Here is a 24,810-nt window from a genome sequence, read left to right as displayed (position 1 = left end):
CTGGCGGACAGGGTGGGATTCGAACCCACGGTGAGCTTGCACCCACGGCGGTTTTCAAGACCGCTGCCTTAAACCACTCGGCCACCTGTCCTCGGCCGCCGCCATAGCGTGCAGGCGTCCGGCGGCAAGCAAAACCTTGCCCGCTCGACCCACCGCGTGAATGACTCAACTCATCCCGCGGCTGCCTAGCCAAGGCGCTCGCATCTGTGCGAGACACGCCTTATGGGTGGGGACATCATGCAAGCTATACGTTTCAGAATCGGACGCCTTTTCACTCTTGCCGCAGCGTGTTTGTCGGCGTGGATGCTCACGGCGTCGGCGCCGCTCCACGCGCAAAGCGGCGATACGGGCTTCGACACCTACGTCCAGTCGCTGTGGCCCAAGGCGCAGGCGCGCGGTGTGTCGCGGGCAACTTTTGACCGGGTGACGTCGGGCCTGCGCTATAATGCGCGCGTGGTTGCGCTCGACCGCGACAATCTTGGCAGCCCGCCCAGCCCCAACACCCCGATCCCGGCCTTCGCGCCTTACCGGATCAAGCATGTCGATGCAGCGCGCATCGGCGGCGGGCGCCGCGTTCACGACCGGCTGCTTCCGCTTCTGTCGCGCATCGAAGCACGCACCGGGGTCCCGACGAGCATCATGATCGCCATTTACGGGCATGAAACCGCTTATGGTCAGGTCACCGGCAGTTTCGACCTGCCGGAAGCACTCGCGACCCTGGCCTATGAAGGCCGCCGCCGCAGCCTGTTCGAGCCCGAACTGATCGCAACGATGGTGATGGTCGAGCAAGGCGTCCCGCGCGCTGCGCTCAAGGGCAGTTGGGCAGGCGCGTTCGGCTATCCGCAATTCCTGCCGTCGGTCTATCTGGCGGTGGCCGAGGATGGCGATGGCGACGGCGTCGCGCGCATCTGGTCGAGCGAAGCCGATGCCATCGAATCGATCGGCTCGTACCTTCGCCGCGCTGGCTGGCGCGCCGGGCAACCATGGGGTGTCGCGGTGAGCGTTCCGGCCGGATTCAATCGCGCCGCGGTTGCGAACAAGCTCAGCCCGACGCGCTGTCCCCGCGTTTTCGACCGCCACAGCCGCTGGCGCTCGAGGGCGGAGTGGCGCGCCGCGGGTGTCCAGACGCTCGACGGACGCTGGCCCGACAGCAATATCCAGGCGACCTTGCTCGAACCCGATGGGCCGGGACGGACCGCATATTTGCTGACCGGTAACTATCGTGCGATATTGGACTATAATTGTTCCAATTTTTACGCACTGTCTGTGGGGTTGCTGGCGGATGAAATCGATCGTTAAGGACGCGGGCCTGATGGCCGGGGCGGCGCTGATGCTGTCCGGCTGCGGCAGTTTCGATGGCACGCGCGAGGGCGGGCCGGCGGCAAACCCCGCGCCCGCCGCGACCGTCGCGGCCGTTCCCGACGTCCCGGTCAAGATCGGCGATCCTTATACGATCGACGGCGTCACCTACACGCCCGCCGACATTCCCGATTATGACGATGTCGGCTATGCAAGCTGGTATGGCGACGAACTGGCCGGGCGGCCGACCGCCAATGGGGAGACATTCGATCCCGCGGCGATCAGCGCTGCGCACAAGACCCTGCCGCTACCGAGCTATGTCGAGGTTACCGCGCTCGACACCGGGCGGACGATTCTGGTGCGCGTCAACGACCGCGGCCCGATGGTCGGCGACCGCCTGATCGACCTGTCGCGCGGCGCTGCGGAGCAGCTGGGCCTCACCGCCGGTGTCTCCGCCGTCCGCGTCCGCCGGACCAATCCGATCGCCGCCGAGCGCGCGCAGCTTCGCACCGGAAAGCCGGTTCCTGAACGCATCGCGACCCCCGACTCGCTGCTCGCCATTTTGCGGAACAAGGCGAAGGCCTTGCCCGTTCCAAAGGCCGCTGCGGCTTCGGCCGCGGCCACCGCGCCCATCGCATCGGCCAACGCCAAGCCGGGCGACGATCGCTTTATCGCCGACAGCCCCGCAACGGTGATGCCGACCCCCAAAGTGGCGCCGCCAGCCAAGCCGACCGCTGGCGCTGCCGCGACGGCGAAGCCTGCGGCGGTCGCATCGGGCAAATATGTCGTTCAGGTTGGCGCATTCAGCACCGAAGCCCGTGCCAATGCCGCGGCGAAATCGGTCGGCGGACATGTCACGAAAGCCGGCCAGCTGTGGCGCGTGCGGATCGGGCCGTTCGCCAGCGATGCCGATGCACGCAGCGGACTTGCGACCGCCAAGGCCAAGGGCTTCCGCGACGCGGTGGTCCAGCGCAACCGTTGACCGGCGCGCGCATGGCGAGAGGAAGGGCGCGGTCGAAAGGCAGCCTCGCGGCGCTGGCTCTCCTCAGCCTCGCCCTCGCTGGCCCCGCCGCATTCGCCAACGACACCCGCGCGGCGAAGACCGCGCCGGCTGCCCGGTCACCCTATGTGACGCAGGCGCCGATCGTGATGCTGAAGGATATGGATTCGGGCGCGATCCTCTTTTCACGTGGCGCCGAAAAACGCTTTCCCCCCGCCTCGATGGCAAAGGTGATGACGGCCTATGTCGTTCTCGACCTGATCGAGAGCGGCGAATTGGCGCGCGACAGGCAATTCACCGTCGGGGAAGCGACGTGGAAGAAATGGAACAGCAGCACCGGCGGTTCGACCATGTTCCTGGCACCGAACGAGAAAGTGTCGGTCGACGACCTGCTCAAAGGGTTGATCACGGTGTCCGGCAACGACGCGGCGGCGGTGTTGGCGGTCGGCATTGACGGCAGTGAGGCCGCTTTTGTTAAAAGAATGAATGTCGTCGCGGGCAAAATTGGCATGACGTCGAGTCGTTTCGGAACGCCCAGCGGCTGGCCTGACGGCGGCATCACCCAGGTCAGCGCCGCCGATCTGGTCCTGCTCGCCGACCGCCTGATCAGCGACCATCCCGCCGGCTATGCGCGCTATTTTTCGATTCCGCGATTCCAGCACGGCAAGTCGCCTGAAGGCAAGCCGATCATCCAGCCGAACCGCAATCCCATTCTCGGCCGTTTCGCCGGGGCCGACGGCCTCAAGACAGGCCACACGTCCGAGGCGGGCTATTGCTTCCTCGGTTCGGCGAAGCGCGATGGCCGCCGCCTGGTCCTCGTCGTCGCGGGTATGAAAAGCGAGAAGGCGCGGCGCGAAGAGGCCGAGCGGCTGATGGAATGGGGGTTTGGCGCCGCTGGGGCGTCCGTCGCGAATGCGAAGCCGCCGAAAGGCGGGACGGCCGCGACGCGCAGATGACAAAGGCCGCCGGCCCCGCTACCGCCGAACCATGCCTGCCCGCCGCCGCCTTCCTCGACATGTCCGGTTAGCGCGATGACGCGCGGGCGCTTTGTCACGCTGGAGGGCGGCGAAGGGGTCGGCAAATCGACCCAGATCCGCGCGCTCGCCGCCGTGTTGCAGTCGCGCGGGATCGAAACCGTCGCGACGCGCGAACCCGGTGGCAGCGTCGGCGCCGAGGCGATCCGCACGCTGTTGATGGAGGGGAGCGACGACCGCTGGGACGCGCGCAGCGAGGCGTTGCTGTTTGCCGCGGCGCGCGCCGATCATGTCGCGCGCCTGATCCGTCCGGCGATCGAGCGCGGGGCGTGGGTGCTTTGCGACCGTTTCGTCGATTCGAGCCGCGCCTATCAGGGCGGCGGCGGCGGAATCACCGACGCCGACCTGCTCGCGCTCCATGATTTCGGGTCGAATGGCCTGCTTCCCGACCGCACCTTCCTGCTGACGGTCAGCGCGGACGAAGCGGCCCGCCGTGTTGCGGCGCGTGGGGGCTCTGATCGCATGGGCAACAACCCCGCCGATTATCAGGCGCGCCTGACCGCGCGTTTCGTCGAAATGGCGACCGCAGAGCCCGCGCGCTGGCGGATTGTCGATGCCGACGCAGCAGCGGACGACGTCACGGCGGCCATCCTCTCCCACCTGGCGGAATGGCTGCCATGATCGGCCATCAGGATGCCGAAAAGGCGTTCATGGACGCCTGGCAGGTGGGGCGCCTTCATCACGCCTGGCTGCTCGCTGGACCGCAGGGAATGGGGAAGGGGGCGTTTGCCGAAAATGTCGCGCGTTTTCTCGTCACCCATGGCCGGGGCGGCGAGGGCGGGGCGCTGACGCTGGATGACCGGGGCGACGACGCAGCCGCACGCCTTGTCGACGCGGGCAATCATCCCGAAATCCTCCGGCTCGCACGCCAGCCAAAGGACAAGACCAAGGATCTGGCACGCAACATCACGATCGAACAGGTGCGCCAGATGATCCGCCGCCTGCATCTGTCGCTGTCCCTGGGTGAATGGCGGGTCATCCTCGTCGATGCAGTGGATGATCTTGAAACCGACGGCGCCAATGCGCTGTTGAAAACGCTGGAGGAGCCGCCCGCCAAAACGCTCTTCCTGCTGATCAGCCACTCGCCCGGACGGCTGTTACCGACGATCCGGTCGCGTTGCAGAATCCTGCGTTTCCAGCCTGTTAACGATGACGTCATGACAGCTTGGCTGCATGAACTGCGCCCGATGCTCGACATGGCGGATGTGCGCGCGATCGTTGGCGCCGCGGGCGGGGTTCCGGGCAAAGCAATTGCGCTGATCGACAGCGACGTCGCAGCGATGGAAAAGAAGCTGCTTGCCATCGCGACATCGGGGGACCCCGAAAACCGGCTGCGCGAGGCGCTGGCGCGCGAGGTCGGCGGGACGAGCAACCGTGCGCGGCTGGAACTCGTCATCGACATCGTCCCTGGACTTCTCGCCCGTCTCGCCCGCGAGCGCCCGGTTGCCGAGATTGCACCGATCTTGGCGCAATGGGATCGTGTCCAGCGCACCGTCCGCGACGCGATCCGCGGGTCCTATGACGGGGCCATGGTCGGCTTTGAAATCGGCAATTGCCTCGCCGACCTGGCGCCGCGCCACGGACGGGCGGCACGCTGACGCTTTCCCTTGCGCGCGCCAGCGGCTAAGGCGCGCGCATGTCCGAACATAATGCTCCCTTCTATATCACCACCGCGATCAGCTATCCCAATGGCCGCCCGCATATCGGCCACGCATATGAAGCGATCGCGACCGATGTCATGGCCCGCTTCCAGCGCGCGCGCGGCCGCGACGTCCGGCTGGTCACCGGCACCGACGAACATGGGCTGAAGATGTTCCAGACCGCGCGCGATCAAGGCCGCGCCACGATCGACCTCGCCGATGAAATGTCCGGATATTTCCGTGAGATGTATGCCAAGCTGAATATCAGCTACGACAATTTCATGCGGACATCCGATACCGCGCATCATGCGGCGTCCCAGGCGATCTGGAAGGCGATGGAGGCCAATGGTGATCTGTATCTCGATCGCTATGAAGGCTGGTATTCGGTCCGCGACGAAGCCTTTTACGACGAAAGCGAACTCGGCGACGGGGAAGGGGGCGTGCGCCTCTCGCCGCAGGGCACGCCGGTCGAATGGACCGTCGAGGAAAGCTGGTTTTTTCGCCTGTCCAATTATCAGGACAGGCTCCTCGCGCTCTACAACGACAACCCCGACTTCATCCGCCCCGAAAGCCGCCGTAACGAGGTGCTGCGCTTCGTCGAGGGGGGGCTCAAGGATCTCAGCGTCTCGCGCACCAGCTTCGACTGGGGCGTGCCGGTGCCGGGGTCGCCGGGCCATGTGATGTATGTATGGGTCGACGCCCTGACCACCTATCTTTCAGGATTGGGCTATCCCGATCCCGACGGCGATTTCGGCAAATTCTGGCCCGCGAACATCCATATGATCGGCAAGGATATCGTGCGTTTTCATACGGTTTACTGGCCGGCCTTCCTGATGAGCGCCAAACTGCCGCTGCCGCAACAGGTGTTCGGCCACGGCTTCCTGCTCAACCGCGGGGAAAAGATGTCGAAGTCGCTGGGCAATGTCGTCGACCCGATGGCGCTTGCCGACCAGTTCGGGGTCGACGCGCTGCGTTACTATCTGCTTCGCGAAGTCAGCTTCGGACAGGACGGCACCTATTCGGCCGAGGCGATCGTGCGCACCGCCAACGCCGATCTCGCGAACAGTTTCGGCAATCTAGCGCAGCGCAGTTTGTCGATGATTTTCAAGAATTTGGATGGGGTTATTTCCTCGGACTATGCGGCCGCGCAGGACGATATCGACCTGCTGGCGGACATCGCCGAGATGGCGGCCGTCCGCCTGCCGCGCGAGTTCGACCAACTCGCTTTTTCGATCGGCATCGAGGATTGGATTCGCGCCGTTTTCGCCTGCAATCAATATGTTGACACGCAGGCGCCCTGGGCCCTGCGCAAAACCGATCCCGAGCGTATGCGCGCTGTCCTGATGACCTTGTTCCAGGCGGTCCGCACCCTGGCGATCGCCATTCGGCCGGTCGTGCCTGCGGCTGCCGACGCGTTGCTCGACCAGATGGGGATCGCGGGCGACGCGCGTGATTTTGCGGCGCTTGCCGACGAGGACTGGTTCGCCCAGCTGGTAGCCAGCGGCTTCACCGTCGGGCAGCCCGTCCCGATTTTCCCGCGCCTCGAACTGCCCGCCGAGGCAATTGGGGGGGAAGGGGAGGCCTGATGCTCGTCGATTCGCACTGTCACCTCAATTACAAGGGACTTGCCGAGCAGCAGGATGAGGTTCTGGCGCGCGCGCGCGCAAAGGGCGTCACCGCGATGCTCAACATCGCGACGCGCGAGGCCGAGTGGGACGACGTTCTCGCGGTGGCGGAGGCGAACGGCGACGTCTGGGCCAGTGTCGGTATCCATCCGCACGACGCCGACCATCATCCCGACGTCGACACGGCCAAGCTGGTCGCGCGCGCCGCGCATCCCCGCGTGATCGGTATCGGCGAAACCGGGCTCGACTATTATTACAACAAGAGCGACCGTCAACGGCAGCAGGACAGTTTCCGCCGCCATATCCATGCGTCGCAGCAAAGCGGATTACCGATCATCGTCCACACGCGCGATGCCGAGGACGACACGCTGGCCTTGCTCGGCGAAGAGATGGGCAGGGCGATCTTCCCCGGCGTCATCCACTGTTTCACGGCGAGCGACAATTTTGCGCGCCGGGCACTTGAGTTGGGGCTTTATATCTCGATCTCGGGCATCGTGACCTTCAAAAATGCCGCCGACCTTCAGGCCACCGCAAGATGGCTGCCGCAGGACCGCCTTTTGATCGAGACCGATTCCCCCTTCCTCGCCCCCGTCCCGCACCGCGGAAAACCTGGCGAACCGGCCTTTGTCGCCGATACACTCGCCTTTCTAGCGGGTCTTCGCGGCGAGGAAGAGAATGGGCTTGCGGCTGCGACAAGCGCCAATTTCTATGCGCTTTTCAACAAGGCGGCGCCATGACGTCACGCGCGCAATGAAGGTACGGGTCTTGGGTTGCGGGACGTCGTCGGGCGTGCCGCGGATCGGAAACGACTGGGGGCAGTGCGACCCCGACAATCCGCGCAACTTGCGCAGCCGCGCGTCGATCATGGTGTCGCTCGGCGGGTTTCGCATCCTCGTCGACACCAGTCCCGACATGCGCCTGCAACTGCTCGACGCGGGTGTCGGCGACATCGATGCGGTCATCTGGACCCATGAACACGCCGATCATACGCACGGCCTCGACGATCTGCGGCAGGTCATGCACCTGCGGCGCTCGGCGGTACCAGTCTATGCGCGCGACCATGTCCTCGACATCCTCAAATGGCGTTTCACTTATGCGTTCGCCGGCAATGCAGGCTATCCGGCGTCGGTCGACCCGATCGACCTGCACGATCACCAGTCTATCGGTCCGATCGAGGTGTCGGCGATCGAAATGCCCCATGGGCCGATCAAGGCGACCGGGCTGATCTTCAGCGATGGTGCGCACAAAATCGCATATGCCACTGATTTTTCTAAGTTCACGGATGAAATGGTCGATTTCTTTCAGGGCGTCGATCTGTTCGTGATCGACGCCCTGCGTCGCTATCCGCATCCGACGCACCCGCATCTGGCGATGACGCTGGAGGGCCTTGCCAAGGTCGGCAATCCGCGCGCGATCATCACGCATATGGACAATACGATGGATTATGACGACCTTGCGGCCGAATTGCCGCCGGGTGTCGAACCCGGATATGACGGGCTGGAGGTGCAATTATGACCGGGGATACGACCGTTCAGCTCATCTGGTTTGTCGGCGCTTTCGCGCTGGTGGTCAGTTCGCTGCTCGCGCGGCGGCTGCCGATGACCGACTGGTTGAAGATGGCGCTCGCATGGGTTGCGATCTTCGGATTGGTGTTCCTGGTCATCCGAACGTGGCAGGCGGTAACATAGCGCGAGGGTCTCGTCCCTCTTAGCATTATTTAACATAATATATATTATCGGATAATCATATGTCTGCGACCGATCCTCAGCCGCCCATCGATCGCCTGCTCGCAATCATGCGCCAACTGCGGAATCCCGACGGCGGCTGCGAATGGGATCTTGCGCAGGATTTCTCGACGATCGCACCCTACACGATCGAGGAAGCCTATGAAGTTTCGGACGCGATCGCCGGCGGCGATCCTGCCGCAATCTGCGACGAACTTGGCGACCTGTTGCTTCAGGTCGTTTTTCACAGCCAGATTGCAGCCGATGGCGGCCTGTTCGGGTTCGACGATGTCGCCAACGCGATCAGCGACAAGATAGAGCGCCGCCACCCGCATATTTTCGGCGACGGCCAGACCGACGATGTCCGCCAGCAATGGGAGCAGATCAAGGCGGCGGAGCGCGCGGCGGATGGTCCGACCGGCGCGCTCGCCGGCGTCGCATCCTCCTTGCCGGCCTTACTGCGCGCGCAAAAGCTACAGGGGCGCGCGGCGCGCGTCGGTTTCGACTGGCCCGACGCCGACGGCCCCCGCGACAAGATCGCCGAAGAACTTGTCGAGGTTGGCGACGCCGCGACTGACGCCGACCGCCATGAAGAAATCGGCGACCTGCTGTTCGCGGTCGTCAACTATGCCCGGCACCTGGGCGTCGATGCCGAAAGCGCCCTGCGCGATGGCAATGCGAAATTCGCGCGCCGCTTTGCGGCGATGGAGGATCGAGCCGGTGGCAGTCTCGCCGGACTGTCACTCCAGGCGCAGGAAGATCATTGGCTGGCGGTCAAGGCGTCGGAACGTCGCTAACCGGCCATAGACGCTCGAACCGCGCGCGGTCGGCGGGATCGAGCCGTACGGTCAGCACATGCCCCTCGCCCGACGGCTCATCGGCCAACACCTCACCGCGCGCGTGAAGCCAGGCCATCGCCTCACCTTCAGCGTAATCGAGATAGATGCGCTGTATCTGATGTTGTGCGGTCAATTGTGTCGCCATCAGCGTTCGCGCTGCCTCGACACCTTCACCCGATACCGCCGAAATGACCGCGACGTCAGACCGCCGCGCCGCCATTTCCTCGATATCCGCGCGCCGGTCGGGGTCGGCGGTGTCGATCTTGTTCCAGATTTCGATCTGCGCGATGGCGGGCGGCGCGTCGCCCTCGCCGCCGTCCTGCGCTCCGTTGACGCCAAGCGAATCCAATATGGCGCGGACATCGTCATACTGCGCATCGCTGTCGGGATGAACAATGTCGCGGACATGGACGATCAGGTCGGCGGTTGTGACTTCCTCCAGCGTCGCGCGAAACGCCGCGACGAGTTCGGTCGGCAGGTCGGACACAAATCCAACCGTGTCCGACAGGATCGCCTTGTCGATCCCCGGCAATCGAATCTCGCGCATCGTCGGGTCGAGCGTGGCGAAAAGCATGTCTTCCGCCATGACGTCACTTCCCGTTAATCGATTGAAAAACGTAGACTTTCCGGCATTGGTATAGCCAACCAGCGCGACAACGGGCCATGGTGCGCGCTGCCGCTTGGACCGCTGCAACTGGCGTGTGCGGCGCGCATCGTCGAGGCTGCGCCGGATGCGCGCCATACGGTTGCGGATCATCCGCCGGTCCGCCTCGATCTGCGTTTCACCGGGGCCGCCCAGAAAGCCGAAGCCACCGCGCTGGCGTTCGAGGTGCGTCCAGCTGCGCACCAGCCGCCCGGCCTGATAGTCGAGATGCGCCAGTTCGACCTGAAGCCGCCCTTCGGCGGTCGCGGCGCGCTCGCCAAAGATTTCAAGGATCAACCCGGTGCGATCGATGACCTTCGTGCCAAAGGCGGTTTCCAGATTGCGTTGCTGGATCGGGCTGAGCGCCGCATCGACGACAACGAGCTGGACAGCCTTCGCCGCGATATCGGGCGCGATGGCTTCGATCTGCCCGACCCCCAGCAACGTCGCAGCGCGTGTCTGGCGCAGCCGAAGCGTATGCACCGCGACGACATCGAGACCGATCGCGAGCGCGAGCCCCCTCGCCTCCTCGGCGCGCGCGTCAAGATCGCGCGCGAGGCGCTGGCTATGCCATTCGGGCACGACGATGAGCGCAGCCGCGCCGCGCGTCACCTCGTCTTCGATGTCGTTAATCGGGTCGATCAGGCGTTGTCCGCTTCGGCGTCCGGCTCGCTGTCGGTCAGGTTGATCGGCCCGTTCGGCTGAACGGTCGAAATCGCGTGCTTGTAAACCAGCTGCACTTGCCGCTCGCGTTCGAGCAACATGCAGAACAGGTCGAATGCCACGATATCGCCCTGAAGCATCACGCCGTTGACCAGGAACATGGTCACCGATTCGTCCGACCGGCGAACGGCGTTCAGGAACACGTCCTGAAGCGCCTTGCCCTTGCCAGCGGGCGCTTCGCGCAAATTGTCGCCCAGCAGCGACAGATCGAAATCATGCGATGGCATGACAGTCGAAATCGCATGCTTGTAAACAAGCTGCGACTGCCCGTCCCGGCGCAGCAGCAAAGAGAAATTGTCGAACCAGGTGATGATGCCCTGCAATTTGACGCCCTTGACCAGGAACATGGTTACCGGGGTCTTGCTGCGGCGGAGGGCGTTGAGGAAAATATCCTGGAGATTCTGGTTTTTATCGGACACATTTGCCTCCTGTTTTTGGCGGTCAAACCGCGGGTAAGGTGCCGGTGTTCCGGCTCAAAAAGACCTTCTTCACCTGCCAATATGCGGCAAAGCATGGGGAAGGTCCAGAGCACTCGCCCAAAAAGTGGAAACCGCATTCAGCGCCGGAATTGTATGGAAACGACCTCCTTGGCGAAGAACCCCGATCAATGCCGGCTATCCCTCGCCCTCCGAACTCTCTGTCAGCCCCAAAAGTTTCAGTTTGCGGTGCAAGGCGGAGCGTTCCATGCCGATAAAGGTCGCTGTCCGCGAAATATTGCCGGAAAAGCGATTGATCTGGATACGCAGATATTCCCGCTCGAAATTTTCGCGCGCTTCCTTCAGCGGGATGGCGGTGATCGATTCCGAATTGGGCAGGATGTCGGTTCCCCCGCGAACCAGTTCCGACGGCAGCATATCGGCGTCGATGCGGCTCAGTCGGTCGCTCGGCGCCAGGATCATCACCCGTTCGATGACATTGCGAAGCTCGCGCACATTGCCCGGCCATTCATGCGCCTGAAGCGCCGCCATCGCCTCTGAACTGATCACCGGCGGCGGCACGCGGCGATCGGCCGCGTACCGGCGAATATAATGATCGCACAGGCTCACGATATCGTCACGTCGTTCGCGCAGCGGGGGAATATGCACCGGCACGACGTTGAGCCGGTAATAGAGGTCTTCGCGAAAACGGCTTTCGGCGATTTCGGTCATCAGGTCGCGGGCCGAGCCCGAAATGATGCGCACGTCGACGCGGATCATCGTGCGCCCGCCAACGCGGGTGAAGCTCTGGTCGGTCAGGACGCGCAGGATCTTGCCCTGCGTCGTGAGCGGCATGTCGGCAACCTCGTCGAGGAACAAGGTGCCGCCATGTGCCTGTTCGAGCAGACCGACACGGATCGATCCATCCTCGGCTTCGGACCCGAATAATTCGGTTTCGACCGTTTCGGGATCCATGCGCGCCGACGAAATGACCCGGAAGGGCGCGGTGTGGCGCCCGCTCCAACCGTGCAGCACGCGCGCCGCGACTTCCTTGCCGACGCCCGGCGCGCCCGTGATCAACACGCGGCTCCCCGTCCCCGCCACACGCTTCAACGTCGCGCGAACATTGTTGATGGCGGCGCTTGTCCCGGTCAGTTCGTCCGATGGTCCCGCTTTTTCGCGAAGCTGCTCATATTCAAATTTCAACCGTTCGCTTTCGGTCGCGCGTTCGACCAGGTGCAACAGGCGCGACGCCTCGAACGGCTTTTCGATGAAGTCGAACGCGCCGCGGCGGATCGCAGCAACGGCTGTGTCGAGCCCGCCATGGCCCGAAATGACGATGATCGGGAGCGTCGGGTCGAACGCCTTGATCGCCTCGACCAGCCCCAGCCCATCGAGCCGCGACCCCTGCAACCACACGTCGATCAGCGCCAGCGAGGGTCGCCGCTGGCGGATCGCTTCCAGCGCCGAGTCGCTGTCGGAGGCGGTTCGCGCCTCATAACCTTCGTCTTCCATGACGCCGGCAACGAGCTCGCAAATGTCGCGTTCGTCGTCGACGATCAAAATATCAAGCGCCATGATCTTCTCTGTCCTGTCGGTTCCGCATACGTCCCGGAACCGATTCTGCCTGCCCCATGCTGCCATCCCCGCCCTGACCGACCAGCGGCCGCAGGCGGTCGGGGTGCAGGGTCAGCGTAACGCACGTCCCCTGCCCCGCCGGATTATCGGAAAATTCCAGTTCGCCATAATGTTGCTCGACGATCTTCTTGACGATCGCGAGGCCCAGACCCGTTCCGCCCTGCCGTGTCGTCATATAGGGTTCGGCGATCGCATCGCGCGCTTCGGGCAAGCCGATCCCGTCGTCGGTAACGCGGATGACGATCACCCCGTCGGCCCCGATCTGAAGGTCGGCCGCGATATGCCCCGTCGCCACCACGTCTGGATTTTTGAATTTCTCTTCAATTGCTTCGACTGCATTCTTGACTATGTTGGTCAGCGCTTGCGACAACAGGCGGCGATCGCATACGAGCGGTTCGATCTCGCTCGGCGTGTGGACCGAAAAGGCGATATCGGGCTTGGCGACCTCGAACAGGAACACCGCCTGGCGCAGGATATCGCGGATGTCCTCGACGCCGAACGTCGGTTTCGGCATCCGCGCAAAGCTTGAAAATTCGTCCACCATGCGCCGCATGTCGTGGACCTGCCGGATCACCGTGTCGGTCAGCTTGCGAAAGGTCGCCGCGTCGCCCTCGACCTTGTCGCCGAAGCGCCGCTGGAGGCGCTCCGCCGCAAGCTGGATCGGGGTCAGCGGATTCTTGATTTCGTGCGCGATGCGCCGTGCGACGTCGGACCAGGCCGCGCGGCGCTGGTCGAGCAATTGCTGGGTGATGTCCTCGAAACTCAGAACATAACCATCCCCCTGCGCGACGGCCTTGGCGGCAAGCGTTGCGGGCTCGGCATCGCTGCGCGCAAGCTGGACGATGCCTTCGCGCTCGTCCCCCGAAAGCAAGCGTGCCAGTTCGGGCGCAACATCCGCCAGCGGGCGTCCGGTCAGGCATTCGGCCGACTGGCAGATCAGGCGCTCGGCCGCGGCATTGGCAAGCAGGATGCGGTGGTCGGCATCCACCGACACCACGGCCGACGACACGCCGCTGAGCACGGCTTCGATAAAGCTGCGCCGCGTTTCCAGCTGTTCGTTGACGCTGACCAGCGTGCCCGTCTGACGCTCCAACTGTTCGGTCATGCGGTTGAACGCGCGCGTCAGCACCGCGATTTCGTCATCGCGAAGCGGCGGTGTGACGCGCACCGACAAATCGCCTTCTGCGGCCGTTCGCGTCGCCTCGATCAACGTCCCCAGGGGGCGCACGATACGATCGGCGACGACGATCGCGGCGATCACCGCGAGCCCAAGCAGCAACAGCGATCCAAGATAGAGCGCGCCGTTGAATTGCAGTTGCAGCAGCTGTGACCGTTCAAACAGGCCGTTATAGTCAGCGAGCACGGTTCGGGCGCGTTCGGATTGCTTGAACGCGGGGACATTGCCATCGCGCGAGGCGTAGACATAGGCGCGGCGCTGTCCCGGAAGGCGTGTGGCCGCCTCGATCCGGTCGGGCCGCACAATCACGACGACGTCTTCGCCTGCATCGAGCCGCTTCACCATATCGGGCGACAGGCGGTTTTCCGCCGCGCGGTTATCCGGGTCGATCATCGCCGCGGTGCGCGCGATCCCGTCGTTCCCGATCTCGATAATCGCCGATTCATTGAGGTTGCGAACGACGACCTGCTGCAAATAATAGTTGGAGAAGTTGGGGTCGTCGATCCGCGTTCTCGACAGAAGATTGCCCAAATCTTCGGCCATTTTTGCCGTGTTGGCCCCCACCTCGCGCTGATTGTCCTGATAATAGCCCTCGGCCAGGCTTGCGGCGTTCTCGAACATCCCGCGCGACCGGTCGGAAAACCAGAAATCGACGCCATATTGGAAAAGCAGCGAGGCAAAAATCACGACGAGCAGCGTCGGCGCGGCAGCAATCAACGAGAAAAGCGCGACCAGCCGGACGTGCAGGCGCCCTCGCCCGCCCGCCATCGAATGCACCGCGCGCGCGCGCGCCACGCGGCTGCCGACCAGCACGATCAGCGTCATGGCGGGGACAAGGTTGGCGACCATGATCGTCGCCACCAGCGCCGGGGTCAGCAATCGCTCGCTCTGCGCATCGCCGGTGACGAAGATATAGGTCGCGATCGCAACGCTGATGATGACCGCCAACGTGTAATATTCGGGCGCTGCGAAGCGCCAGATACCCGAACGCACTTCCTCGCCCTCAGAATCCATATCGAAGGTTAGAGAGGACGATTGCGCCATTGTTGCTGCGATACGACAATCCTGTTGCATAGAAAACACACAATCTGATCGCGTGTCGCCCAATTGCCCCGATTTCGCGACTATCGATGCGTCTCAGGGATGCGCGGGGTCGATATCGAGTTGCCCCAACCGCTTGCGCAGCGTGTTGCGATTGATCCCCAGCCGGCGCGCCGCTTCGAGCTGGTTGCCGCGCACGTCGCGCAGGACGCGGCGGAAAAGTGCGGCTTCGACAATCGCTTCGAGCTGCGCGTGGATTTCGCCGTCGCTGCCCGCATCCGCCATCTGTTCGCGCGCCCAGTCGTCGACCGCGCGGGCGATCAGCGCCGCTGGCTCGACCGCGCCCCCGCCTTCGCCATTTTCGTGGAGTACCGTTTCGACGTCGCGGACGGTGACGACGGTGTCGCGCGAAAGCACCGCGAGCCGCTGCACCACATTGCCCAGTTCGCGCACATTCCCCGGCCAGTCGTAGCGTTCGAGCCATTGCATCGCGGCGGGAGCGAACTGCCGGTCGGGCAGGCCCGAACTGCGCCCGGCGTCGACGAAATGGCGAACGAGCGCGGCAATGTCGCTGCGCCGGTCGCGGAGCGGCGGCAAGGTCACGGGGATGACGTTGAGCCGGTAGAACAGATCCTCGCGGAACCGGCCATCGGCGACGAGCGTGCGCATGTCGCGGTGCGTCGCGGCGATGACGCGCACATCGGCGCGTAAGGCCTGGTTGCCGCCGACGGTCGAATATTCGTTGCTTTGCAGCACGCGCAGCAGCCGCGTCTGCGCCTCCAGCGGCATATCGCCGATTTCGTCGAGGAACAGGGTGCCGCCAGCGGCCTGTTCAAAACGACCTGCGTTGCGGCTGTGTGCGCCGGTAAAGGCACCCTTTTCATGCCCGAACAGCTCGGCTTCGATCAATTCGCGCGGGATGGCGGCCATGTTGATCGCGACGAACGGCCCACCGCGCCGCAGCCCGGTCGCGTGGATCGCGCGCGCGACGACTTCCTTGCCGGTTCCTGATTCGCCCAGGATCAGCACCGCAAGATCGTTCGACGCGAGCCGCGCGATGGTGCGGTACACCGCCTGCATCGCCGGGGCCCGGCCGACGAGGCCATGGCTGTCCGCGGGCGCCGCCGCGTCGCGCGCCGACGGTTCGGCGCGGCGTTGCAGGGCGGCGCGGACACTGGCGGTCAGTTCGTCGAGATCGAAGGGCTTGGGTAGATAGTCGTAGCTGCCGATCCCCGTCGCGCGCACCGCGGTGTCGAGCGTATTCTGCGCCGACAACACGATGACCGGCGTCGCGACATCGACCGCGGCGCCCGACAGCGAATCGATCCCGTCGCCATCGGGCAGGACGACGTCGGTGATGATCAGGTCGGGCCGATGGTCGGCCAGCCACGCATTGCGTTCGGCCAGGCTGCCCACCGATACGAACAGGCCGCATTCGCCCACCAGCGTCTCGCGGATGATCATGGCGATCGCCGGATCGTCCTCGACCAGCAGGATGGTCTTGCCCTTGCTCATGCGGATCGCCCTCCTTGCGCGACCGGGAGGTGGACGCGAAAGCGCGTCCATTCACCGTCGCGCATATGCTGGACGGTGCCGCCCATGTCGCGGGCCAGCTTGGCGACGAGCGCAAGGCCCAGGCCGCGCCCCTCGCGCTTGGTCGTGACGAACGGGTCGAACAGGTCGCCGCGGATATCGGCGGGAACGCCCGGACCATTGTCGCTGACGCTGACCTCGATGGGCAGCGCGATGCGGCCGCGCCCGTCGCCATTGTCGATCGACAGGCCATGCCGGAATGCGGTGGTCAACCGGACGACGCCATCGTCGCGTCCGCCCAGCGCTTCGCAACCATTGGTCAACAGGTTGAGCAAAATCTGAACCATGGCGTCATGGTTCCCGTGCACGAGCGGCAGCGACGGGTCGAAATCTTCGGCGAAGCGGACCCCCTGGAACTGGCGCGCCCGCGCGGTTTCCATCGCCTGATGGATCGGCTGGTAAAGGTTGATCGGACCGCAAGCGATCGGCTGGCCGCGTGAAAAATGCTCCATCTGGTCGATCAGCGTCGCAATCCTGTCGACTTCGGCACAGATCAGCGTCGTGAAACGCTCGCCCCCGGCGTCGGTCTTGCGCGCCAGCAGCTGCGCGGCGCCCTTGATACCCGCCAGCGGATTCTTGATCTCATGGGCCAGCATCGACGCCGCCGCCCCGGCTGCCCGGCCCGATCGTCCGATCGCCCCGCCCATCAACTCGGCATCGCTTTGCGAAGGTACGAGCGCGAGGATACGGTGGCCGCTGTGCGCGTAAGGAACCATCTGCATATCGACGTAGATCGATTTGCGCCCGCCGACCGAAATTTCGGCCCGGTGGGCAAACAGCGCGGCGGTCGACGCATCATTCATCCGCTGGCGATAGCTGCGGTCCATCTGGATGACGTCATAGATGACACGCCCGACCATCGACGACCGGCTGACGTTGCAAAGCTGTTCGGCAGCGGCATTGACGAACAGCACCACCCCGCCGCCATCGATCAGCAGCGTGGGAACGGGATGCGACTGGATCAGTTCATCATGGTCGAAGCTGGGGATGCTCGACGTGAGCGCGGTCACGCGGCCGCCCTGACAAGATGCCCCTTGCCGAGATGCGGGCCGTAAAAGGCTTCGAGCGCGTCGAGCACGCCCTTGCTGTCGGGGATCTGGTTCACCTTGTTGCGGAACTCGGCCGACCCGTGCAGGCCCTTGACGTACCAACCCAGATGCTTGCGCGCCATGTTGACGCCGGTCACTTCGCCATAATGGTCGATCATCGCGCGGTAGTGCGATGTAATGACGTCATATTGTTCGTCGATCCCGGGATCGGGATGTTCGGGCTCGCCGCGCAGCGCCGCCATCACCTGCCCCAACAGCCAGGGGCGGCCGTACGCGCCGCGGCCGATCATCACACCATCGGCGCCGCTTTGCGCCAATGCAGTGCGCGCATCGGCGGCCGAGCAGATATCGCCGTTGACGATGACGGGGATCGACACCGCGTCCTTGACGCGGCGGACAAAGCCCCAGTCGGCCTCTCCCCGGTACATCTGGTTGCGGGTCCGCCCATGGACGGTGACAAGCTTTGCGCCAAGATCCTCGGCAATATGGGCAAGTTCCGGCGCATTCAGGCTGTCGTGGCACCAGCCCATGCGCATCTTGACCGTCACCGGCACCGACACCGCCTTGACGCAGCTGTCGATCAACGCCGCAGCAAGCTTCAGGTCGCGCATCAACGCCGAACCGGCGTCGCCATTGGTAACCTTGCGAACCGGGCAGCCCATGTTGATGTCGATAATCGCCGCGCCGCGATCCTCGTTGAGTTTCGCCGCTTCGCCCATTTCATAGGGGGTGCAGCCGACAAGCTGCATCGAAACCGGCTCCTCGACCGGGTCCCATGCCGCTTTCTGGATCGATTGGCGCGTCTCGCGGATCGCCGCCTGACTGGCGATCATTTCGGTGACGTTGAGCCCCGAGCCATAGAAGCGGACAAGCTTGCGGAACGGCAGATCGCTGACGCCCGTCATCGGCGCGAGGATCACGGGGTCCGCGATGGTGATGTTGCCGATCTGGATGGGCCGCAGCGGCGCCATGGCGAAGCCTTCGTCGATTGCCTAAAAAATAAGCAGCGCCCCTACACGCTAAGCGGCTTTCCCGCAAGCCGCGGCTGCGCTAACCGCGCGGATGATGAATGATCTCGCTCCCTCTCCTTCGCCGCGCGTCGCGGTCGTGCTGCTCGCGGGCGGCCAAGGGACGCGCGCGGGTCTTGGCGTCCCCAAACAGATGGCGGCGCTGGGCGGCAAGCCCGTCCTGCGCTGGAGCCTTGACGCCTTTGCCGGGCATCCGGCAATCGGCGGCGGCGTGCTGGTCGCAAATGGTGACGTCTTGACGGCCATCGACGCCCTGCCGGATGCCTGGACTGCTGCCAATCCTGGCGTCGAACGCCAACAATCGGTCGGAAATGCGCTCATCGCACTGGCCGGCTGGGATGATGAAAGCCTCGTGCTGGTCCATGACGCAGCGCGGCCGGGCGTCACCGCAGACGTCATCGACCGTTTGCTCGCTGCGCTCGGCACCGCGGACGCGGCGATTCCCACGCTCCCGGTCCCCGACACACTGGTCGAACAAGACGCCGACCGGGCGGGCGAGATTGTCGATCGCAGCGCGCTAGCGCGGGTTCAGACGCCGCAGGCGTTTCGGCTTGGCGCCTTGCGCGCTGCCCACGCCAATGCCGCCGAGACGACGGCAACCGACGATGCGCAACTGGTCCGGCGGCTTGGCCTGCCGGTCGTTGCGGTGGCGGGCGACGCCCGCCTTCATAAACTGACATATGCCGAGGATATGGCAATCCTGAACGGCTTGCTGGGGATCAATCGAATGACACGCACTGCGGTCGGGATGGGATATGATGTTCACCGCCTGGTGGCCGACAAGTCGCTGTGGATCGGCGGGATAGAAATCGCGCATAGTCATGGACTTGAAGGGCACAGCGATGCCGACGTCGGACTTCACGCGCTCACCGATGCGATCCTTGGCGCGCTCGCCGACGGCGATATTGGCGATCATTTTCCGCCGAGCGATCCGCAATGGCGCGGCGCCGCTTCGCACCGCTTCCTCGCTTTCGCGGCCGAGCGCGTGTCGGCGCGCGGCGGCCGCATCGATCATGTCGACCTGACCATTATCGCCGAGGCCCCGAAGATCGGCCCGCACCGCGCCGCGATGCGGGCGCGCATTGCCGAAATCCTTGCGATTCCGCTCGAACGGGTTAGTGTGAAGGCCACAACGACCGAGCGGCTGGGCTTTACCGGCCGCCGCGAAGGGATCGCAGCGCAGGCGGCGGCAACCCTGCAACTTCCGGAGAATTGACACCGTGCTGACCGACGCTGAATCGCGCCTAGTGGCGCGCGACGAGCTTGCCGCCAATGTCTTGGCTAGCAACCGCGCCGTCGGCCGCAAACTGGCCGTCGCCGAAAGCTGCACCGGCGGCATGGTGAGCGCCGCGCTGACCGATATTGCCGGCAGTTCGGATGTCTTCTCTGCCGGGTTCATCACCTATTCGGCGCACGCCAAACAGACACAGCTCGACGTCAGCAGCGAAATCATCGAAACCTTTGGCGAAGTGTCGCTCGCGACCGCATGGGCGATGGCCGCGGGCACGCTTGCGAACAGCGATGCCGATGTCGCGGTCGCGATCACCGGGATCGCCGGACCGGGCGGCGGATCGGAAAAAAAGCCCGTCGGCCTGGTCGTGTTCGCCCGCGCCCGGCGCGGCCAGGACCCCGACGATTATTTCACCCAGCGCGTGCAGTTCGCATCGACCGATCGCGCGGCGATCCGCCATGCGGCGACCCTGTTTGCGCTAGACCTGCTTCAGCCGGACAGGGACGAATTGCGGCCGTCGGAAGACGTCGCCCTCCCCGCCCCGTAAAGCTCGTCGGCGCGCGTCTCGAACGCGGCGATCATCTTTCGCAGCGCCTTGTCGAACATCTGTCCGGCGAGCGTCTCGAACACCCGGCTACGGAACGAGAAATCGACAAGGAAATCGACGCGGCAACCTCCGCCGTCGGCGGGCTGGAAATGCCACTCGTTGCTCAGGTGCTTCATCGGTCCGTCGATGTAGCTGACGATGACCTCGTGCGGCCGTTGTTTGTGGACGCGGCAGGAAAAGCTTTCGCGCAGGCCCTTGAAACCGACGATCATGTCGGCAACGGCCTCATGCTCGCTGTTGCTGCGCACGCGCAGCGCAATCACCCATGGCAGGAACTGCGGATATCGCTCGATATCGGTGACCAGCGCGAACATCTGCTCGTCGCTATACGGCAGGACGCGGGTTTCATGATGCCGGGGCAAAGGCTGGTCAGTCCGCCTTGACGCGCGCCAGCTGCGCTTCGCGCGCGGCGCGCATCCGCTCGAAATCATCGCCAGCGTGATAGCTCGACCGGGTGAGCGGCGACGATGCGACTTGCAGGAAGCCCTTGGCGCGCGCGATCTGCGCATAGGCGTCGAACGCCTGCGGCGTCACAAAATCGATCACCTTCGCATGTTTCGGCGTCGGCTGGAGATATTGGCCCATCGTCATGAAGTCGATGTCGGCGCTGCGCATGTCGTCCATCACCTGGTGGACCTCCATCCGCTCCTCGCCAAGCCCGAGCATGACGCCCGATTTGGTAAAGATCGACGGATCGCGGCGCTTGACGCTTTCGAGCAAGCGCAGCGACGCATAATAGCGCGCGCCGGGGCGGATCGTCGGATAGAGCCGCGGGACGGTTTCGAGATTGTGGTTATAAACGTCGGGCCGCGCATCGACGATCGCGGCGACCGCGCTTTCGGGCTTGTTGCGAAAGTCAGGGGTCAGGATCTCGATTGTGGTCTGCGGCGTTTCGCGGCGCAGAGCCTTGATGACCTTCACGAACTGGCTTGCCCCGCCATCGGGCAGGTCGTCACGGTCGACCGATGTGATGACGATATGGCTTAGCCCCATCTTCGCCGCGGCAATCGCGGTATGCTCCGGTTCCAGCAGGTCGACCGGACGCGGCATCCCGGTCTTGACGTTGCAGAAAGCGCAGGCGCGCGTGCAGGTGTCGCCGAGGATCATCACCGTTGCGTGCTTTTTCGTCCAGCACTCGCCGATGTTCGGGCACGCTGCTTCTTCGCACACGGTATGCAGGTTCAGCTCGCGCATCAGCTTGCGCGTTTCGGCATAACCGGGGCTGGTCGGCGCCTTGACGCGAATCCAGTCGGGCTTGCGTGCCCGCTGGCTCGGGGTGGTCGCGGCGTCGGGTTGGGGCTGGGCGGGAGCGTTCATGCCGCCCACATAGTCGTGCACGCGCCTCTTCTCAACCTCTCTACCTATGCTAAGGGGCCTGCATGACTCACTTTGCAGATATGATCGATGGTTATGGTCGTTTCCGTAACGGCGGCTGGCAGCAGCAACGCGACCGTTGGGACGAATTGGCCGAGGGGCAATCGCCCAAGGTCATGGTCATCGCCTGTTCGGATAGCCGCGTCGAACCGTCGCAGATTTTCGATACCAATCCGGGCGAAATCTTTGTCGTTCGCAACGTCGCTGCGCTGGTGCCGCCGTTTGAGACGACACCGGGCCGCCACGGCGTCTCCGCCGCGCTCGAATTCGCCGTCCAGTTCCTCAAGGTCGAGGAAATCGTCGTGATGGGCCACGGCCTCTGCGGCGGCTGCCATGCCGCGCTTCACAAATCGATGGAGGGTGCCGAGCCTGGACGCGGAGGCTTCATCGCGGACTGGATCGCCATGCTCGACGACGCGAGCGAAAAGATCCGCAGCACCCATGCCGATATCGACAATCGTGAGGCGGGGCGCGCGATGGAAATGGCGGCCGTTCGCGTCAGCATCGACAATCTCAGGACCTTTCCCTGCATTCAGGAAAAGGAGCGGCGCGGAACGCTGACACTTCGCGGTGCCTTTTTCGCGATCAGCGACGGGGTGCTGCACCTGATGGACGACGCGACCGGCGATTTTGCTCCCACCGCCTGACCGGCCGATGGATGTCGTCGTCCGGCCGAAAGCCGCTGACGCGCTCGCTCCGGCCCCTACGGAATCGCGTAGGTCACATTCGCCTGACCAACAGGCTTGTCGGCATCGTCGGTCCAGATGCGGACGTCCATGACGGCCAGCCTTTTGCCGAGCCGCAGCATGTGCGCGTCGGCGAACATCGGCCCCGGCCGGCACGGGCGCAGGAACTGGTAGTTGAGCGCGCTGGTCACCGCCATCGCGACCGGGCCGATGTGCGCGAGGACGAGCGCATAGGCCGCCATGTCGGCAAACCCCATCTGCGTCGGGCCGGAAATCAGGCCGCCGGGGCGCAGCGCCTTGTCGGTGGGGTCGAGCCGCGCGCGGATATGGCCCGGTGCGGCCGACACGACATGCCCGCGCGATCCGGGCGCCGACTGGGGAAAAGCCTCGGCCATAAAGGCATTGAGCGCCTCCGCGTCCAGACGGATCGCGCTCGACGAGATCGGCAGCTGCCCCTCCCCCATCGTGATCAGCGTGTCAATTTCTTGTACGACGTCGCATGCGGGCGCGTTGCGTCGTCGCCGAGGCGGCGAATCTTGTCCTCTTCGTAAGACTCGAAATTACCCTCGAACCATTCGACATGGCTGTCGCCCTCGAACGCCAGGATATGCGTCGCGAGGCGATCGAGGAAAAAGCGATCGTGGCTGATCACCACCGCGCAGCCCGCGAAATTTTCGAGCGCCTCTTCGAGCGCCGCCAGCGTTTCGGTGTCAAGGTCGTTGGTCGGTTCGTCGAGCAGCAGGACGTTGCCGCCCTGTTTCAGCATCTTCGCCATATGGACGCGGTTGCGCTCGCCGCCTGACAGCTGGCCGACCTTTTTCTGCTGGTCGACGCCCTTGAAGTTGAAGGCCCCGACATAGGCGCGTGTCTGCATCTCGTGCTTGCCGATATTCATCAGCTCGTGCCCGCCGGAGATTTCCTGCCAGACATTATTGTCGGGTTTCAGGTCGTCGCGGCTCTGGTCGACGAAGCCGAGGCGGACGGTATCGCCGATCGTCACCGTGCCCGCGTCGGGGGTTTCCTGCCCCGTGATCAGCTTGAACAGCGTCGACTTACCTGCGCCGTTGGGGCCGATCACCCCGACGATGCCGCCGGGCGGCAGCGAGAAGCTGAGGTTTTCAAACAACAGCTTGTCGCCATAGGCCTTGGAGATGCCTTCGACCTCGATGACCTTGCCGCCCAGGCGCTCGGGCACCTGGATAACGATCTGCGCCTTGCCGGGAATGCGCTTTTCTTGCGCCTCGACCAGCTGGTCAAAGCTCTTGATACGCGCCTTCGACTTGGCCTGCCGCGCTTTGGGTGATTGCCGGATCCACTCCAGTTCGTCCTTGATCGCCTTCTGGCGACCGGCATCCTCGCGCGCTTCCTGCTCGAGGCGCTTGCCCTTCTTTTCGAGGTAGGTCGAATAATTGCCTTCATAGACGAAATAGCGACCGCGATCGAGTTCGAGGATCCAGTTCACGACATTGTCGAGGAAGTAGCGATCGTGGGTGACGAGGATGACGTTACCCGGATAGTCGACCAGATGCTTTTCCAGCCATGCGACGCTTTCGGCGTCCAAATGGTTGGTCGGTTCGTCGAGCAGCAGGATCGAGGGCTTTTCGAGCAACAGGCGGGTGAGCGCAATGCGGCGCTTTTCACCGCCCGACAGATTTTCGACGCTCCAGTCGCCCGGCGGGCAGCGAAGGGCCTCCATCGCGATTTCGAGCTGGTTGTCGAGCGTCCAGCCGTCGACCGCGTCGATCTTTTCCTGAAGCGAGCCCATTTCTTCCATCAGTGCGTCGAAATCGGCGTCGGCGGGCGGGTCGGCCATCAGCGTGCTGATTTCGTTGAACCGTTCCATCATGTCGGCGACCGGGCGGACGCCGTCCATGACATTTTCCTTGACCGTCTTGGTCGGATCGAGCTCGGGCTCCTGAGCCAGATAACCGACCGTGATCCCCTCGCCCGGCCATGCTTCGCCGGTAAATTCGGTGTCGATGCCCGCCATGATTTTCATCAGTGTCGACTTACCCGTGCCGTTCGGGCCGACGATGCCGATCTTGGCATCGGGGTAGAATTGCAGGCTCAGATCCTTGAGCGTCGGCTTTTGCGCGCCGGGATAGGTCTTGTTCAGACCCTTCATCACGAAACTATATTGGGCGGCCATGGAATATGCTCCGGTATGGGCTGGGCCGCGCGCGCGGCCGGGAGAGTTTGAGTTGCGCGCCGGTTAGCGAATGGGGACGGGCTTGGCAATCGCGGGGGCGATGGCGCGGCAATCGAGGCTTGCACGGCAGGGCCGGTTCGTTACGAAAGCGACATGAAGATCAAAGCCATTCACGCCCGCTTTGCCGGCATTGCGTCGCTCCTGTTCGTCCCCGCCGCCGCCGCGTCGATCCCGCCACCGCCCAGCGCGGTCGACCTGGCCCAGCGCGGCGACGATGTGGCCTGGTCGATCACC

23 protein-coding genes, 1 tRNA gene and 1 pseudogene are annotated in these 24,810 nt (G+C 64.2%); 13 read left to right on the top strand and 12 right to left on the bottom strand.

Going from position 1 to position 24,810, the window contains the following annotated elements; all coding sequences use genetic code 11:
* Position 1: 1 nt before the first annotated feature.
* Positions 2-91: transfer RNA gene (locus tag A3E77_RS04165), tRNA-Ser, on the bottom strand.
* A 212-nt stretch (positions 92-303) separates the two neighbouring features.
* On the opposite strand from A3E77_RS04165, the gene A3E77_RS04160 reads away from it, so the two are divergent.
* From A3E77_RS04160 to mazG, 10 genes are all read left to right on the top strand, one after another.
* Positions 304-1,299 (top strand): lytic murein transglycosylase, encoded by a 996-nt coding sequence (locus A3E77_RS04160; RefSeq protein ID WP_293643577.1) that lies wholly within the window; start codon positions 304-306, stop codon positions 1,297-1,299.
* A complete protein-coding gene (locus tag A3E77_RS04155; protein WP_293643576.1) occupies positions 1,283-2,281 on the top strand; it encodes a septal ring lytic transglycosylase RlpA family protein in 999 nt (332 codons plus the stop codon). The genes A3E77_RS04160 and A3E77_RS04155 overlap by 17 nt, the downstream gene beginning before the upstream one ends.
* 11 nt (positions 2,282-2,292) lie before the next feature.
* Positions 2,293-3,255: a D-alanyl-D-alanine carboxypeptidase family protein gene (locus A3E77_RS04150; RefSeq protein WP_293643575.1), complete on the top strand. Its 963-nt coding sequence runs from the start codon at positions 2,293-2,295 to the stop codon at positions 3,253-3,255.
* A gap of 75 nt (positions 3,256-3,330) precedes the next feature.
* Positions 3,331-3,954, top strand: a complete 624-nt coding sequence (gene tmk, locus A3E77_RS04145; protein ID WP_293643574.1) for a dTMP kinase — start codon at positions 3,331-3,333, stop codon at positions 3,952-3,954.
* Positions 3,942-4,931: a DNA polymerase III subunit delta' gene (locus A3E77_RS04140; RefSeq protein WP_293643573.1), complete on the top strand. Its 990-nt coding sequence runs from the start codon at positions 3,942-3,944 to the stop codon at positions 4,929-4,931. The genes tmk and A3E77_RS04140 overlap by 13 nt, the downstream gene beginning before the upstream one ends.
* 38 nt (positions 4,932-4,969) lie before the next feature.
* Positions 4,970-6,559, top strand: coding sequence for a methionine--tRNA ligase (gene metG, locus A3E77_RS04135; RefSeq protein ID WP_293643572.1), 1,590 nt, complete (start codon positions 4,970-4,972; stop codon positions 6,557-6,559).
* Complete coding sequence (locus A3E77_RS04130) at positions 6,559-7,335, top strand: TatD family hydrolase (protein WP_293643571.1); 777 nt, start codon at positions 6,559-6,561, stop codon at positions 7,333-7,335. Before metG ends, A3E77_RS04130 begins: the two co-directional genes overlap by 1 nt.
* A 13-nt stretch (positions 7,336-7,348) precedes the next feature.
* A complete protein-coding gene (locus A3E77_RS04125; protein ID WP_293643570.1) occupies positions 7,349-8,113 on the top strand; it encodes an MBL fold metallo-hydrolase in 765 nt (254 codons plus the stop codon).
* Positions 8,110-8,286, top strand: coding sequence for a hypothetical protein (locus A3E77_RS04120; protein WP_293643569.1), 177 nt, complete (start codon positions 8,110-8,112; stop codon positions 8,284-8,286). The genes A3E77_RS04125 and A3E77_RS04120 overlap by 4 nt, the downstream gene beginning before the upstream one ends.
* A 107-nt stretch (positions 8,287-8,393) precedes the next feature.
* On the top strand, positions 8,394-9,119 hold the full coding sequence (mazG, locus tag A3E77_RS04115) for a nucleoside triphosphate pyrophosphohydrolase (RefSeq protein ID WP_293643568.1): 726 nt from the start codon (positions 8,394-8,396) through the stop codon (positions 9,117-9,119).
* Here mazG and hflX read toward each other — a convergent pair.
* The 7 genes and pseudogenes from hflX to dusB form a co-directional block, all read right to left on the bottom strand.
* Positions 9,097-10,416, bottom strand: a complete 1,320-nt coding sequence (gene hflX / locus A3E77_RS04110; protein WP_458574407.1) for a GTPase HflX — start codon at positions 10,414-10,416, stop codon at positions 9,097-9,099. The two genes, mazG and hflX, sit on opposite strands and share 23 nt — an antisense overlap.
* 29 nt (positions 10,417-10,445) lie before the next feature.
* Positions 10,446-10,970 (bottom strand): annotated as a pseudogene (gene hfq / locus A3E77_RS04105) (RNA chaperone Hfq); the annotation flags it as partial.
* A gap of 171 nt (positions 10,971-11,141) precedes the next feature.
* Positions 11,142-12,521 carry a nitrogen assimilation response regulator NtrX gene (gene ntrX / locus A3E77_RS04100; RefSeq protein ID WP_293643567.1) on the bottom strand — a complete coding sequence of 460 codons (1,380 nt, stop codon included), beginning with the start codon at positions 12,519-12,521 and terminating at the stop codon, positions 11,142-11,144.
* Positions 12,511-14,772, bottom strand: a complete 2,262-nt coding sequence (locus tag A3E77_RS04095; protein WP_293643566.1) for a sensor histidine kinase — start codon at positions 14,770-14,772, stop codon at positions 12,511-12,513. The genes ntrX and A3E77_RS04095 overlap by 11 nt, the downstream gene beginning before the upstream one ends.
* Before the next feature lie 123 nt (positions 14,773-14,895).
* Complete coding sequence (locus A3E77_RS04090; RefSeq protein ID WP_293643565.1) at positions 14,896-16,314, bottom strand: sigma-54-dependent transcriptional regulator; 1,419 nt, start codon at positions 16,312-16,314, stop codon at positions 14,896-14,898.
* Positions 16,311-17,402: a two-component system sensor histidine kinase NtrB gene (locus A3E77_RS04085; protein WP_293643564.1), complete on the bottom strand. Its 1,092-nt coding sequence runs from the start codon at positions 17,400-17,402 to the stop codon at positions 16,311-16,313. Before A3E77_RS04085 ends, A3E77_RS04090 begins: the two co-directional genes overlap by 4 nt.
* On the bottom strand, positions 17,399-18,412 hold the full coding sequence (dusB, locus tag A3E77_RS04080) for a tRNA dihydrouridine synthase DusB (protein WP_293643563.1): 1,014 nt from the start codon (positions 18,410-18,412) through the stop codon (positions 17,399-17,401). The genes A3E77_RS04085 and dusB overlap by 4 nt, the downstream gene beginning before the upstream one ends.
* 94 nt (positions 18,413-18,506) lie before the next feature.
* Between dusB and A3E77_RS04075 the strand changes: the two genes are divergently transcribed.
* On the top strand, positions 18,507-19,685 hold the full coding sequence (locus A3E77_RS04075) for a bifunctional 2-C-methyl-D-erythritol 4-phosphate cytidylyltransferase/2-C-methyl-D-erythritol 2,4-cyclodiphosphate synthase (RefSeq protein WP_293643562.1): 1,179 nt from the start codon (positions 18,507-18,509) through the stop codon (positions 19,683-19,685).
* A gap of 31 nt (positions 19,686-19,716) precedes the next feature.
* A complete protein-coding gene (locus tag A3E77_RS04070; RefSeq protein ID WP_293643561.1) occupies positions 19,717-20,247 on the top strand; it encodes a CinA family protein in 531 nt (176 codons plus the stop codon).
* On the opposite strand, the gene A3E77_RS04065 is transcribed toward A3E77_RS04070, so the two are convergent.
* Together A3E77_RS04065 and lipA are read right to left on the bottom strand one after the other, a co-directional pair.
* Positions 20,190-20,669, bottom strand: a complete 480-nt coding sequence (locus tag A3E77_RS04065) for a type II toxin-antitoxin system RatA family toxin (RefSeq protein WP_293643560.1) — start codon at positions 20,667-20,669, stop codon at positions 20,190-20,192. The two genes, A3E77_RS04070 and A3E77_RS04065, sit on opposite strands and share 58 nt — an antisense overlap.
* 7 nt (positions 20,670-20,676) lie before the next feature.
* The gene (gene lipA / locus A3E77_RS04060) at positions 20,677-21,624 is read right to left on the bottom strand and encodes a lipoyl synthase (protein WP_293643559.1); all 948 of its coding nucleotides are present in this window, start codon (positions 21,622-21,624) and stop codon (positions 20,677-20,679) included.
* Positions 21,625-21,686: 62 nt separating this feature from the next.
* On the opposite strand from lipA, the gene A3E77_RS04055 reads away from it, so the two are divergent.
* On the top strand, positions 21,687-22,328 hold the full coding sequence (locus A3E77_RS04055; RefSeq protein ID WP_293643558.1) for a carbonic anhydrase: 642 nt from the start codon (positions 21,687-21,689) through the stop codon (positions 22,326-22,328).
* Between the two features lie 56 nt (positions 22,329-22,384).
* Here the strand turns inward: A3E77_RS04055 and A3E77_RS04050 are convergent, their stop codons facing one another.
* Both A3E77_RS04050 and ettA read right to left on the bottom strand, forming a co-directional pair.
* Positions 22,385-22,831: a PaaI family thioesterase gene (locus tag A3E77_RS04050; protein ID WP_293643557.1), complete on the bottom strand. Its 447-nt coding sequence runs from the start codon at positions 22,829-22,831 to the stop codon at positions 22,385-22,387.
* A gap of 5 nt (positions 22,832-22,836) precedes the next feature.
* On the bottom strand, positions 22,837-24,516 hold the full coding sequence (gene ettA, locus A3E77_RS04045) for an energy-dependent translational throttle protein EttA (protein WP_293643556.1): 1,680 nt from the start codon (positions 24,514-24,516) through the stop codon (positions 22,837-22,839).
* Positions 24,517-24,810 lie beyond the last annotated feature (294 nt).

This window comes from Sphingopyxis sp. RIFCSPHIGHO2_12_FULL_65_19, from assembly GCF_001830555.1.
GTDB lineage: Bacteria > Pseudomonadota > Alphaproteobacteria > Sphingomonadales > Sphingomonadaceae > Sphingopyxis.
Note: the sequence above shows the minus strand (reverse complement) of the source record. Positions and strands in the feature narration are given on the sequence as shown.

Coding starts and splice junctions, on each gene's coding strand:
- A3E77_RS04160 (WP_293643577.1), top strand. CDS start 304: ATGCTCACGGCGTCGGCGCCGCTCCACGCGCAAAGCGGCGATACGGGC.
- mazG (WP_293643568.1), top strand. CDS start 8,394: ATGCGCCAACTGCGGAATCCCGACGGCGGCTGCGAATGGGATCTTGCG.
- A3E77_RS04095 (WP_293643566.1), bottom strand. CDS start 14,772: ATGGATTCTGAGGGCGAGGAAGTGCGTTCGGGTATCTGGCGCTTCGCA.
- A3E77_RS04090 (WP_293643565.1), bottom strand. CDS start 16,314: ATGAGCAAGGGCAAGACCATCCTGCTGGTCGAGGACGATCCGGCGATC.
- A3E77_RS04050 (WP_293643557.1), bottom strand. CDS start 22,831: ATGGGGGAGGGGCAGCTGCCGATCTCGTCGAGCGCGATCCGTCTGGAC.
- A3E77_RS04140 (WP_293643573.1), top strand. CDS start 3,942: ATGGCTGCCATGATCGGCCATCAGGATGCCGAAAAGGCGTTCATGGAC.
- metG (WP_293643572.1), top strand. CDS start 4,970: ATGTCCGAACATAATGCTCCCTTCTATATCACCACCGCGATCAGCTAT.
- dusB (WP_293643563.1), bottom strand. CDS start 18,412: ATGGCGCCGCTGCGGCCCATCCAGATCGGCAACATCACCATCGCGGAC.
- A3E77_RS04150 (WP_293643575.1), top strand. CDS start 2,293: ATGGCGAGAGGAAGGGCGCGGTCGAAAGGCAGCCTCGCGGCGCTGGCT.
- ettA (WP_293643556.1), bottom strand. CDS start 24,516: ATGGCCGCCCAATATAGTTTCGTGATGAAGGGTCTGAACAAGACCTAT.
- A3E77_RS04055 (WP_293643558.1), top strand. CDS start 21,687: ATGACTCACTTTGCAGATATGATCGATGGTTATGGTCGTTTCCGTAAC.
- tmk (WP_293643574.1), top strand. CDS start 3,331: ATGACGCGCGGGCGCTTTGTCACGCTGGAGGGCGGCGAAGGGGTCGGC.
- A3E77_RS04075 (WP_293643562.1), top strand. CDS start 18,507: ATGAATGATCTCGCTCCCTCTCCTTCGCCGCGCGTCGCGGTCGTGCTG.
- lipA (WP_293643559.1), bottom strand. CDS start 21,624: ATGAACGCTCCCGCCCAGCCCCAACCCGACGCCGCGACCACCCCGAGC.
- A3E77_RS04155 (WP_293643576.1), top strand. CDS start 1,283: ATGAAATCGATCGTTAAGGACGCGGGCCTGATGGCCGGGGCGGCGCTG.
- A3E77_RS04120 (WP_293643569.1), top strand. CDS start 8,110: ATGACCGGGGATACGACCGTTCAGCTCATCTGGTTTGTCGGCGCTTTC.
- A3E77_RS04130 (WP_293643571.1), top strand. CDS start 6,559: ATGCTCGTCGATTCGCACTGTCACCTCAATTACAAGGGACTTGCCGAG.
- A3E77_RS04125 (WP_293643570.1), top strand. CDS start 7,349: ATGAAGGTACGGGTCTTGGGTTGCGGGACGTCGTCGGGCGTGCCGCGG.
- ntrX (WP_293643567.1), bottom strand. CDS start 12,521: ATGGCGCTTGATATTTTGATCGTCGACGACGAACGCGACATTTGCGAG.